The sequence below is a fragment of the Advenella sp. genome (genome assembly GCF_052108595.1).
In the GTDB taxonomy this organism is placed as follows: Bacteria; Pseudomonadota; Gammaproteobacteria; order Burkholderiales; family Burkholderiaceae_B; genus Advenella.
The window spans coordinates 16,500-28,870 of the sequence record NZ_JBQEAU010000048.1; the positions used below are offsets into that span (position 1 = coordinate 16,500).

Annotated in this window: 11 protein-coding genes; 2 read left to right on the forward strand and 9 right to left on the reverse strand. The window is 57.8% G+C overall.

Features of this window, described 5'->3' with window-relative positions; genetic code table 11:
• Positions 1–55: 55 nt before the first annotated feature.
• The 6 genes from ACTIKR_RS10425 to ispB form a co-directional block, all read right to left on the reverse strand.
• Positions 56–778, reverse strand: a complete 723-nt coding sequence (locus ACTIKR_RS10425; RefSeq protein ID WP_442327797.1) for a flavin reductase family protein — start codon at positions 776–778, stop codon at positions 56–58.
• A 105-nt stretch (positions 779–883) separates the two neighbouring features.
• Positions 884–2,743, reverse strand: a complete 1,860-nt coding sequence (ilvD, locus tag ACTIKR_RS10430) for a dihydroxy-acid dehydratase (protein WP_442327798.1) — start codon at positions 2,741–2,743, stop codon at positions 884–886.
• A 41-nt stretch (positions 2,744–2,784) separates the two neighbouring features.
• Positions 2,785–3,513, reverse strand: a complete 729-nt coding sequence (gene glnQ, locus ACTIKR_RS10435; RefSeq protein WP_304519098.1) for a glutamine ABC transporter ATP-binding protein GlnQ — start codon at positions 3,511–3,513, stop codon at positions 2,785–2,787.
• On the reverse strand, positions 3,510–4,220 hold the full coding sequence (locus ACTIKR_RS10440) for an ABC transporter permease subunit (protein WP_193089663.1): 711 nt from the start codon (positions 4,218–4,220) through the stop codon (positions 3,510–3,512). The genes glnQ and ACTIKR_RS10440 overlap by 4 nt, the downstream gene beginning before the upstream one ends.
• A gap of 137 nt (positions 4,221–4,357) precedes the next feature.
• A complete protein-coding gene (gene glnH / locus ACTIKR_RS10445; RefSeq protein WP_193089662.1) occupies positions 4,358–5,119 on the reverse strand; it encodes a glutamine ABC transporter substrate-binding protein GlnH in 762 nt (253 codons plus the stop codon).
• A 202-nt stretch (positions 5,120–5,321) separates the two neighbouring features.
• Positions 5,322–6,287, reverse strand: a complete 966-nt coding sequence (ispB, locus tag ACTIKR_RS10450) for an octaprenyl diphosphate synthase (protein ID WP_193089661.1) — start codon at positions 6,285–6,287, stop codon at positions 5,322–5,324.
• 140 nt (positions 6,288–6,427) lie between these two features.
• Between ispB and ACTIKR_RS10455 the strand changes: the two genes are divergently transcribed.
• Positions 6,428–7,348: an ATP-binding protein gene (locus tag ACTIKR_RS10455; RefSeq protein ID WP_193089660.1), complete on the forward strand. Its 921-nt coding sequence runs from the start codon at positions 6,428–6,430 to the stop codon at positions 7,346–7,348.
• The gene (locus tag ACTIKR_RS10460; RefSeq protein ID WP_193089659.1) at positions 7,345–8,319 is read left to right on the forward strand and encodes a Nudix family hydrolase; all 975 of its coding nucleotides are present in this window, start codon (positions 7,345–7,347) and stop codon (positions 8,317–8,319) included. Before ACTIKR_RS10455 ends, ACTIKR_RS10460 begins: the two co-directional genes overlap by 4 nt.
• A gap of 178 nt (positions 8,320–8,497) precedes the next feature.
• Here ACTIKR_RS10460 and epsC read toward each other — a convergent pair whose 3' ends face one another.
• The 3 genes from epsC to ACTIKR_RS10475 all read right to left on the reverse strand — a co-directional run.
• The gene (epsC, locus tag ACTIKR_RS10465) at positions 8,498–9,457 is read right to left on the reverse strand and encodes a serine O-acetyltransferase EpsC (protein WP_193089658.1); all 960 of its coding nucleotides are present in this window, start codon (positions 9,455–9,457) and stop codon (positions 8,498–8,500) included.
• A gap of 177 nt (positions 9,458–9,634) precedes the next feature.
• The gene (locus tag ACTIKR_RS10470; RefSeq protein WP_370540247.1) at positions 9,635–11,050 is read right to left on the reverse strand and encodes an efflux transporter outer membrane subunit; all 1,416 of its coding nucleotides are present in this window, start codon (positions 11,048–11,050) and stop codon (positions 9,635–9,637) included.
• A gap of 40 nt (positions 11,051–11,090) precedes the next feature.
• Positions 11,091–12,371, reverse strand: a 1,281-nt coding sequence (locus ACTIKR_RS10475) for an efflux RND transporter permease subunit (protein ID WP_442327799.1), incomplete at its 5' end; no start/stop codon positions are given.

Below are 12,371 nucleotides of genomic sequence, written 5' to 3' on the forward strand. Positions count from 1 at the left end.
CCCAGGCAGGCGGCAGGCGCTACGCGCCGCCGCTTCCCTGCCTGCATCTGGATCGCTACAGCACTTTGGTAAACAGGCTGCGGCGGCTGATGACTTTGCCGGCCACCATGAAAACGCCATCACCGGTATAGTGCAACGTTTCCGGGTGTGCCGGCCGGGTGGCAACATGCGCCTTCACAATCTCGAAGATGAAGTAATTGTATTTTTCGACCAGCACATCGTCATGCAGTTTGCATTCGAACGCGGCATGACATTGGTCGATAATCGGCGCGCTCACCTGTTGTGCGGGACTGGCGGTCAGGCCAAATTCGGTGAACTTGTCCACCGCGCTGCCGGTGCAATTGCCAACGCGACAGACAATATCAGTGAGCGCAGTTGTAGGCAGATTGATGACGCATTCTCCGCTCTTGCGGATCATATCGAAACTGTGATTGCCAGATGAAATCATGCAGCCGAACAATGACGGTGCAAACTCCAGAATGCAATGCCAGCCCATGGTCATGATATTGTGGCGATTCTGCCAGTGCGATGAGACCAGCACGATGGGGCCCGGTTCAAGATAGCGCCGCGCCTGGCTCACCGGAAAATCTCTTTTGCGTGGTTTGCTCAGGCGCTTTTTGATTGCCGGGCCGCCCTGCGCGCTGTGGCCTGCATTCAGTACCGCAGGGTCGGCTGTCTTGCCGCCAGGCCGGAACTGACCTGCAGCCCGCCTGCGCGGCTGGCGGGCTGCCTTGCTATCGGCTCTCCCGCTATCTGTTGCTTTGTCTGGCTTTGTCATACGAGTCTCTCCTGATCTGTGAATACAACAGGAAAATGCGCAACAACAGTGACCGCCGGTGCAAAGAAAAACGGCCGGATAAACCGGCCGCGTGTGTGCTTCGCTTTATTTTATCAGCTGACTGATGTCGCGTACTGCGCCGCGATCGGCCGAGGTGGCCATCGCGGCATAGGCTTTGAGGGCCTGTGATACATAACGCTCGCGATGCGCCGGATGCCAGGCGCTTTGACCGCGATTTTCCATCTCGGCACGGCGACGCGTGAGTTCGGTTTCATCCACCGCCAGGTTGATTGTGCGGTTCGGAATATCGATCTCGATCACATCATCATCATGCACCAGGCCAATGGTGCCCCCTTCTGCCGCTTCCGGAGAAGCATGGCCGATGACCAGGCCCGAAGAGCCGCCCGAGAAACGACCGTCGGTGAGCAACGCGGCCTTGGCGCCGAGCCCCTTGGATTTGAGGTATGACGTGGGGTACAGCATTTCCTGCATGCCGGGGCCCCCTTTGGGTCCTTCGTAGCGAATAATGACAACGTGGCCTTCCTTGACCTTGCCGTCCAGAATGCCTTCGGTTGCATCTTCCTGGCTTTCGAACACAATGGCCCGGCCAGTGAACTTCAGGATACTTTCATCCACACCCGCTGTTTTGACAATACAGCCATTTTCCGCCAGATTACCGTACAGCACGGCCAGACCGCCATCCTGAGAATAGGCATGAGCCTTGTCGCGGATACAGCCTTCGGCACGGTCCAGATCCAGCTCGGCAAACTGCCGGTCCTGGCTGAAGGCGACCTGGGTGGGCACCCCGCCGGGAGAGGCTTTGAAGAACGTGTTGACCTCTTCCGTGGCATGACCACTGTTGACATCCCACTGCTCAATGGCCTTGCCCAGCGTGCCGCTGTGTGCATTGCCGGCATTCAGGTCCAGCAGGCCCGCGCGACTGAGTTCGCCAAGAATGGCAATCACGCCGCCGGCACGATGTACGTCTTCGATATGAAATTGGTTGGTCGCAGGCGCCACCTTGCAGACACATGGCACATGACGCGATATGCGGTCAATGTCAGCCATGGTGAAATCAACCCCGGCTTCCTGGGCGGCAGCCAACAAATGCAGCACAGTGTTGGTGGAACCGCCCATGGCCACATCCAGTGTCATGGCGTTTTCAAAGGCCGCCTTGGTCGCGATGGAGCGCGGCAACACAGAAGCATCGTCCTGTTCGTAGTAGCGCTTGCACAGCTCAACCACCAGATGGCCGGCACGTTCAAAAAGCGCACTACGGCGCGCATGGGTAGCCACGATCGTACCGTTGCCCGGCAGGGACAGACCCAGCACTTCGGTCAGGCAGTTCATGGAGTTGGCGGTAAACATGCCTGAACAGGAACCACAGGTTGGACAGGCGTTGCGTTCAATTTCATCGGTTTCGGCGTCCGACACGGTCGGATCGCCTGCCTTGATCATGGCGTCGACCAGATCCAGCTTGATCACCTTGCTGGTTTCCGGGGCAAGCACCTTACCGGCTTCCATCGGGCCACCCGAAACGAAGACAACCGGAATGTTCAGCCGCATGGCAGCCATCAGCATACCCGGGGTGATCTTGTCGCAGTTGGAAATGCAGACCATGGCATCGGCGCAATGCGCGTTGACCATGTATTCGACCGAGTCGGCAATCAGTTCGCGCGATGGCAGCGAATACAGCATGCCGCCGTGACCCATGGCAATGCCATCATCAACCGCAATCGTATTGAATTCCTTGGCCACACCGCCCGCTGCCTCGATTTGGCGTGCAACCAGTTGCCCCATGTCCTTCAGGTGCACGTGCCCTGGAACAAACTGGGTAAAAGAGTTAACCACGGCAACAATCGGCTTGCCGAAATCGCCGTCTTTCATGCCTGTGGCGCGCCACAAGGCACGCGCACCAGCCATATTACGACCGTGAGTCGAGGTTTTGGAACGATATTGGGGCATTTCTGACTACTTCCTGGAAAAAACGGGGGAAACCTTGTAATTTACACCACATGCTGCAGAAAATCTTTCAAACGCTGACTTGGCGGTGAAGACAACAGCTCCGCCGGTTTGCCGTCGTGCGCAATTTTGCCGTCATCGATAAAAAGCAGGCGGCTGCCGACCTTGCTGGCAAAATCCATTTCGTGCGTCACCACCACCATCGTCATGCCCTCTTCGGCCAGGTCCTTCATCACTTTGAGCACCTCATGGCGCAGCTCCGGATCCAGGGCCGAGGTAGGCTCGTCAAACAGCATCAACAGCGGCTTGACCGCCAGCGAACGCGCAATGGCTACCCGCTGCTGCTGACCGCCCGACAGCTCGCTCGGATAATGGTTCATGCGTTCGACCAGCCCTACCTTGTCCAGCAATGCAATGGCTTCAGTGCGCGCCTGCTTCTTGGAAACACCGCGCGACTCCAACGGACCGAACATGACATTTTCCAGTGCAGTCAGTTGCGGAAACAGGTTGAACTGCTGAAAGACCATGCCCGCTTCGCGGCGCAGTTCACGCACCTGCGCCTGGGTGCCGCGCACACTAAGTTCGCCGACCCGTATATCGCCTTCCTGGATGGTTTCCAGCGCATTGATGCAGCGCAGGAAGGTGGATTTCCCCGAACCGGAAGGCCCGACCACCACCACCACTTCGCCTTTTTCAATGCTCAGGCTGATGTCATTCAAAATTGTATTGTCGCCGAATTTTTTGACGACGTTTTCAAAGGTGACCATGCTCATACGTTCCGCATCCTGTGTTCCATGATTTTCAGAGCCAGCGCGATCAGTCCGTTCAAAATCAGGTAAATGACGGCGACTGCGCCCCAGATTTCCACCGCCCGAAAGTTGGCTGCCATGATTTCCTGACCCTGACGCGTCAGCTCGGCCACGCCAATCACAATGAACAGTGACGAATCCTTCAGACTGATAATGCACTGGTTGCCCAATGCGGGAATCATGCGACGAAACGCCACCGGCCAGATAATCTTGAGCACAATCCGGTGAAAGGACAGACCCATGGACTGCCCGGCCTCGAACAGGCCCTTGGACACCGACTGTAGCGCACCACGCACAATTTCTGCAATGTACGCCCCCGAGTTGATGATCAAGGTGGCAATGGCGGCCGACATGCCGTCGACACGCAAGTCCATGACCAATGGCAGGGCAAAATAGATAAACATGACCTGCACCACGATGGGTGTGCCCCGCACCACCAGCACATAGAACTGGGCCAGCAGGCTCAGAAGCGGGCCAAGAATGCCGGCGACCGGATTGCGGCGAATGGTCTTGGCTGAAAATAAGGATGGAATGTAGGCCCTGATCACACCTGTAATAGCGCCGAGCAGCACCCCGCCAAAAAGCCCCCAGAATGTGATTTTGATTGTGACCCAGGTGCCGGCCATCAGGCTGGGCAGCGCGTCTTGAACAACGGAAAAGTCAAAATCCATGTGTGAATCCTGTTTGAATATTGGGACCGCAAAAAGCAAAATCCGGTGACTGTCTCCATGTGGATACAGTCACCGGATCGCTATTTCCGGCGATGCAGCACCCGCAATGTATGGTCATACATGGGGAGCGCAGGCAATTACTTCACAGCCTGACCAAACCATTTGGTATAGATTTTGTCGTATTCGCCATTCTCTTTCAGTTTCTTGAGTGACGCGTTGACCTTTTCAACCAGATCGCTGCCTTTGGGAAAGGCGATGCCATAGAAGTCGCCGCTCTGCACAGAACCAGTCACAATAACCTTGTCCTTGCCACCGGTATTGGCGTAATACTGTACATTGGGTGTATCGTGCACGACCGCGTCGACACGGCCGGTGGCCAGATCAAGAAAGGCGTTGTCAATATTGGGGAACAGTTTGACCTTGGCGTTGGGCACTTCCTTTTTCAGAAAATCAACCGTCGCGGTTCCTGTTTTTGCCGCCACTTCCTTGTCTGCAAGGTCCTTGGCTGTCTTGATCGTATCCTTGTTCTTGACCGAGGTCAGGATGGCAAGACCGCTTTCGTAATAAGGATCGGAAAAATCGATGACTTTTTTGCGCTCGTCCTTGATGGTAATGCCTGCCAGCGCAACGTCAATATTCTTGGTTTGCAGACCGGGAATGATGCCGTTGAAATCCATGGGCTGCAGGCGGTACTTGACGCCCATATCCTTGGCCAGCGCATCCCACAATTCAACGTCGAATCCCACATATTTGCCGTCCTGCTTGAATTCGAAGGGCACAAAAGCGGTGTCGGTGGCAACCACAAGCTCTTTGTCCTGTGCTTGCGCAACGGTAGTTGCCGGCACAGCCAACGTGATGGCAAATCCCAGTAAGGCTGCTTTCAGTTTGCTCTTGATCATCTTGAACCTCTAGAAAATTATTTTTTAAATTCAGGCCGTACGCCGCTGGGCTGGCCGTGAACACGGGTTTACCAGACAACTATAACCCAATTTTTTATCGGGTGCGCGCAGGCAGATTCGCGACTCAGGTAAACCCTGAGCGGCAGAATCAATATCAAAAAGCGGAATATGGCTGCCGATGCGCCGTCGGCATCGGTATGGGTCAGCGGTCGCGTTCGGTGGCGAAAGTACAAAATGCCAGCAACGATTCCCTGAACTCGGAATCGGGGAACGCCTGCAGCGCCGCGCGCGCACGTTCGGCCTCTTCGCGCGCAACCTCGCGGGTGTATTGCAGGGCATCGGTGTCGTTGATGGCGCGGGCCACATCGGCAAAATCGGCCTCGCCTGTTTCAATCGCCTTGTGGATGAGGGAACGCTGTTGCGGCGTTCCCACCTGCATAACGCGGATCAGCGGCAGCGTCGGCTTGCCTTCGCGCAGGTCATCACCCACATTTTTCCCCAGCGATTCCACGTCACCCGTGTAATCGAGCACGTCGTCAATCAACTGAAACGCCGTGCCTACGTAGCGACCATAGTCGGCGGCCGCGTTTTCCTGCGCCGACGTTGCGTCGGCCAGCAAGGCGCCGGTCTGCATGGCGGCTTCGAAAAGCTTGGCCGTTTTGTAGCGGATAACCTGCAAGTAGCGTTCGACCGACACGTCCGGGTCGTGCACGTTGAGCAACTGCAGTACTTCGCCTTCGGCAATCACGGTCGTCGCGGCGGACAGCACCTGCATGATCCGCATCGAATCGAGCTCGACCATCATTTCGAATGATCGGGAATACAGATAGTCGCCGACCAGCACGCTGGCGGCATTGCCGAATACGGCATTGGCTGTATCGCGGCCACGGCGCATATCGGACTCGTCAACGACATCGTCATGCAATAGCGTGGACGTGTGGATAAATTCAACCACCGCAGCCAGCGTGTGGTGAGCCTGCCCCTGGTAACCAAAGGCACGGGCAGCCATGAGCACCAATGCGGGTCGCATGCGTTTGCCCCCCGCCCCGATGATGTATTCACCAATAGTACGGATAAGAACAACGTCAGAGTCGAGTTTCTTGCGGATTACGCCATCCACGGCGCGCATATCATCGTTGATGGGACAGATAATCTCTGGGAGGTTCAAGGCAGATCCTGAAGCAGAAAAGGGAATTAACTCACGGCAAGCTGTGATTATATTCCAGCCCGCAACAAGAAACAGACAAAGGCCTTTTTTTGATGATAATGTATGCATTTTGACCGCTATTGACCACATAGGACACGCAAGTGAGCAGCCCCGATTCCAGTCCCGACCTCTCCTCCCTGATTGAACGAGCCGATCAGGTCCTGCGCCAGTTGGCCGCCTGGCTTCCGCCGGCGCCGCCGCCGATAGACTGGAGCGCCCATGCCTTTCGCTGGCGACGCAAGGGATCAACCGGCTGGCTTGAAGCGGTCAAGCATATTTCCACCATCCATAAGGACGACCTGCTGCATATCGAGCGGCAGCGGGACACGATCGATCGCAACACGCGCCACTTTCTGCAACAGAAACCGGCCAACAATGTGCTGATGACCGGCGCCCGCGGCACCGGCAAAAGCTCGCTGGTCAAGGCCATGCTGGCAGAATACGCGCCGCAGGGCCTGCGTCTGGTGGAAATGGACAAATCCGATTTGGCCGACCTGACGGATCTGGTCGATATCGTTGCCGGCCGTCCGGAAAGATTCATCATTTTCTGTGATGATCTGTCCTTCGAGGAAGGTGAAGCCGGCTACAAGGCCCTCAAATCGGTGCTGGACGGCTCCATAGCCTCGGCCGGCGACAATGTGCTCATTTATGCGACGTCCAACCGCCGCCACCTGATGCCTGAATACATGAACGAAAACCTGTCCACGAAGCATCAGGCCGACGGGGAAATCCACCCCGGTGAAACCGTGGAAGAAAAGATCTCGCTGTCTGAACGCTTTGGCATCTGGCTGTCTTTCTACCCGTTCCGCCAGGACGACTATCTGGATATTGTCGCGCACTGGTTGCGCGAACTGGGCTGTCCGCCTGAATCTATCGCTGCAAGCCGGACCGAAGCCTTGCAATGGACACTGGAGCGCGGTTCGCGCTCCGGGCGAGTGGCCCGGCATTTTGCCCGTGACTGGGCGGCCAGGCATATGCCTGCCGGATCCGGCGCACAGGCTGACAGCGGAGCCGGCCAATGAACGCAACAAAACCGTATATCAAAGTCGTTGTCGGCGTCATTCTGAACGAGCAAACCGGCGAGATCCTGCTGGGCCAGCGCCCTAAAGGCAAGCCCTGGGAAGACTGGTGGGAGTTTCCCGGAGGCAAGATCGAAGAGGGTGAGACCCAGAAACAGGCGTTGGTGCGCGAACTCAGGGAAGAACTCGGTATAGACGTGCATGCCTGCACCCCGTGGGTGACATTCACCTATGAATACCCGAAAACCATTGTCAATCTGGCCTTCTGGCGAGTTACCGGCTGGCAAGGCACGCCCAGGTCGCTGGAAGAGCAGCAACTGGCCTGGACGACGCCCGCAGATGCGGGCAAGCTGGGACAATTGCTGCCGGCCTCCCTGCCCCCGCTGCGCTGGCTGGCCCTGCCGGAACACTATGCCATATCCAACATTCAGACGCCTGAGAACAGCCAGTCATGGCTGGTCAGCCTGCAGCAGCAACTGGACAATGGCTTGCGGCTGGTGCAATTGCGTGAGCCGGCCTGGCCTGATGGTCCGGCGGCAGCCAGCCTGAAAACCGTATTCGAACGCGCCATCGACTGCTGTCATGCCGCCGGTGCCCGGGTGCTGGTCAACAGCGTGCATCCCAAAGCCTGGTGGAAGCTGGCCGACGGGGTGCAATTGAGGGCGCAGGACGCCCTGCTCGCCGATGCCCGTCCGCTGCCAGAAGAAAAGTATCTTGTCGGCGTCTCGGCGCACAATACCGCCGATGCGCTGTATGCCCAGGTGCTGGGCGCAGACTTTGTGGTGCTGGGGCATGTGCTGGAGACGCCGTCGCATCCGGATCAGCCGCCGCTGGGCTGGGACGGTTTTGCCAGTATCGCCCGCGAGGCTGGCCTGCCGGTGTACGCCATCGGCGGTCAGTCAGCGGCGACCCTGGAGGTAGCGCGCGAACACAGTGCGCATGGCATTGCTGCCATCCGCGGGCTGGCCGGTTGATGGTCGGTTAATGGCCAGTTGATAGCCGACGGATAGCCGGTTCGTTTTCGCGCGCCCGCATCCGCCGGCCCTGCCCCCCTGGCAATCAAGACGGTCAGCGCGCAAATGCAGACAGTGAAAAAAAGCCTGTATGAACTGTTCATACAGGCTTGGCGCCGGCATTTAGCCGTGGCGCGGTTTAATCACAGTTGCCATTGAACAACGCTTCCTTGTTGCTGGACGACGCCTGACGCACGAAACAGCCCGGGGCCACATCATGCGTGAGCCACACGTTGCCTCCTACCACGGCGCCCTTGCCGATGGTAACCCGGCCCAGAACCGTTGCACCGGCATATATAACGACATCATCTTCAACAATCGGATGTCGGGCAATGCCCTTGCTCAGATCGCCATTGCTATCGGTTGGAAAACTCTTGGCGCCCAGGGTCACGTTCTGATACAGCCGCACCCGCTCGCCGATAATCGCGGTTTCCCCAATGACCACACCGGTTCCATGATCGATAAAGAACCCGGCGCCGATTTTTGCTCCCGGGTGAATGTCAATGCCGGTCTGGCCATGCGCCAGCTCGGCAGCAATGCGCGCCACCAGGGGAACCCCCAGCGTATACAGGCAATGGGCCAGCCGGTGGTAGACCATGGCAAGCACCCCGGGATAGCATAACAGCACTTCATCCACACTCTTGGCAGCCGGGTCGCCGGAATAGGCCGCGTAGACATCGGTATCCAGCAAGCTGCGTACATCTGGCAACTTGCGTGCAAATTCCCGCACGATCCCTACGGCCTTGTCTTCCAGTTCGGCCGGATCAACGTTTTCGTTGCGATACTGGTGGCGTACTTCAAGCCGCACCTGGGTCAGCAGTGTGTTTAACGCAACCCCGATGGTGTGGCCGACATAAAAATCTTCGTTTTCCTGCAACAGATCGTTGGGACCTAGACGCATGGGAAACAGCGCGCCGATCACCAGTTCCAATGCCCCGTTGATGGTATGCGGCGACGGCAGATGGCGCCCGCCCATCTCCTTGAGGCGGTTCTGGTCTGCACGCCATTTGAAGCGTGCTTCGCGCAGACCCATCACGATTTCATCGAGCGGAAAAGTCTGGGGATTGACCGAGGAAGATTCACATTTGTAAATTGGCATAGCAGTAGAACCTGTATGAAAACCGGGATAAACAGCAATAAGAATATAACTATTTTTACCACACTATTTCGATCGCGCCGGAAGAACCCTTGTGGCATCAGGGCATTTACGATCACATCATAAACGCTGATAATTTATCTGGTCGCCTCATCGTCTCCTGATTGTCGCCCTTTGCCGTTACGGCGCCGTCCGGGCCTGCAGCGCCTGTTTGTCCCAGCCCCCGCCAAGCGCGGCAATCAATTGCACGCTGGCCTGCAACCGCTGGCTTTCCAGTTGCAGGGCAGTCTGCTCTGCCGAGTAGGCGGTTGACTGTACCTGGACCACGCTCAAATAATCGACGAGTCCGGCCAGATACTGGTTCTGGGTTATGGCCAGCGACTGGCGGGCGGCAGTCAGTGCACGCATCTGTGCCGCCTGCTGGCGTTCCAGTACCCGCAGCGTACTGATGGCGTCTTCCACTTCCTGCAGGCCGGTCAGCACGGTTTGACGATAGGTCGCCACTTCGGCGCGATAGGATGCCCTGGAGGCATCCACCGCTCCCGCGCGCGCGCCGCCATCGAGCACAGTCATGGCCAGTGCAGGGCCGAGCGACCAGAACTGCAGCGGCGACGCCAACCACTGCGCCAATGTGGCCGTGGTATTGCCTACAGAGCCACCCAAAGTCAGATCAGGAAACCAGGCAGACTGGGCCACGCCGATCTGCGCGTTGGCCGCTGCCACCCGTCTTTCGGCTGCCACAATGTCGGGACGCCGCAGCAGCAGCGTAGAAGGCATGTCTACCGGGATGGAGGGGAACTGAACATCGTAAGCCGCCGCTTCGATGGCAAACGACGCGGGCGGCTGGCCGATCAGTACGGCAATGGCATGCTCCAGCACATTGCGATCCGCTTCAATGGCAATGGCCGAGGCGCGCGCGCTCTCAAGCTGCGCCTGGGCGCTGACCACGTCGGCGCGGGCAGCCACACCCTGATCATAGCGATTCTGGTTAATCTGTACCGAGCGTTCGTACGCGCGCACATTGGCCTGCAGCAGGCGCTTGCGTTCGTCCAGCATGCGCAGGGCGAAATACTGCTGGGCCAGGGTCGATTGCATGCTCAGGCGGGCGGCAGCCACATCAGCCCTGCTGGCCTGTTCATCGCTTCTGCTGCTCTCGTACTGCCGACGCAGTTTGCCCCACAAATCGGCCTCCCATTGCAGGGATACGGAACCATTCACCGAATTGCCAATGCCGGCGGCCGATTTGGCCCGATCGCCCGACAAGCTGAAACCGGTCGTGGGAAAAAATGAAGAGCGTGACTGTGCTGTCGCTGCCACAGCCTGATCGTAACGCGCTACGGCCTGGGCCAGCGTCTGATTGGAAACATTCAGGCGCCCGACCAACTCGTTCAGCAACGGGTCCTGATAGCGCTGCCACCAGCTATCGCTGGCAAGCGGTGCACCCGGCCGGGCTTGCACCCACCCCTGGGCTGATTTGAAACTGACTCCTGTGTCCTGTTGCGGAACAACGTAATCGGGCCCAACAGCACACGCAGCCAGCAGCAGCAAGGCTGCGGCCGCGGCGCCGACGCGCAGCGGATTCAGTAGGAGTTGCACTGCATTTCTGGTGTTTTTCATAAGAGAGAATTCACAACAATTATTGACCTGGACGGGGCGTCACTTCGCTCCCGCCGGCAGGCGTGCTTTTGTTTTTGCGGCGCCGCTCGAAGATGTGGCGCAGTCTATCAAGATAAATATACACGACCGGCGTGGTAAACAAGGTTAGAATCTGGCTCAGGACCAGGCCGCCCACAATCGCGATTCCCAGCGGCTGGCGCATTTCCACGCCGGCGCCGGTGGCCAGAATCAACGGCAACGCGCCGAACATGGCCGCCATGGTGGTCATCATAATGGGTCGGAAGCGCACAATGCAGGCGTCATAAATCGCCTCTTCGGGCGGTACATTTTTTTCCCGTTCAAGCGCAAGCGCAAAGTCCACCATGATAATGGCATTTTTCTTGACGATGCCGATAAGCAGGAAAACGCCGATCAGGGCAATGACTGTAAACTCCATATCGACCATCAACAGTGCCAGCAACGCGCCCACACCGGCAGACGGCAGGGTCGACAGAATCGTCAACGGATGCATATAGCTTTCATAAAGCATCCCCAGAATCAGATACATCACCACCAGCGCGCCCAGAATCAGCAGCGGCTGCTGGGACGAAGACTGCTGAAACAGCTGTGCGTTACCGCCGAAGCCGGCCTGGATTTCATTGGCCGGCAGACCAATGCGGGCTACCGCATTTTCAATCGCATTGCTGGCCTGCTCTAGCGACACGCCTTCGGCCAGGGAAAAGGAAACCGAATCGGACGCCATCAGACCCTGGTGCGATACAGACAGGGGCGAGGTACCGATTTCAAAAGAGGCAAAAGCCGACAGCGGCACCAGCTTGCCATCGGAGGCAATAATCTGCACCGTCTTGAGTACTTCAGGATCCTGCGCGTATTTGACATCAATGCCCATGACCACCTGGTACTGGTTCAGCGCGCTGTAAATGGTGGAGACCTGCCGCTGGCTGAACAGATTATTGAGCACACCGGCAATCGTCGCCATTTCCACATTCAGGCGCTTGGCGTTGTCCCGGTTGATCACCAGTTCAATACGCCGCCCTTTTTCCTCGGCCTCGGACTGCACGTCCACCAGTTCGGGCAACGCCGCCATGGCCTGTCGCACTTGCGGCACCCATTTGCGCAGCGTATCCAGATCGCCCGACAACAGATCATACTGGTACGAGCCGGCTGAATCGCCGCCCCGGCCGGCGCGAATATCCTGCTGCGGCACCAGCGAGAGGCGCGCGCCGGGAATCGTCGGCAGCGACTTGCGCATATCGTTGATAATTTGCGTTGCCGACTGCGTACGTTCGGCAAACGGCTT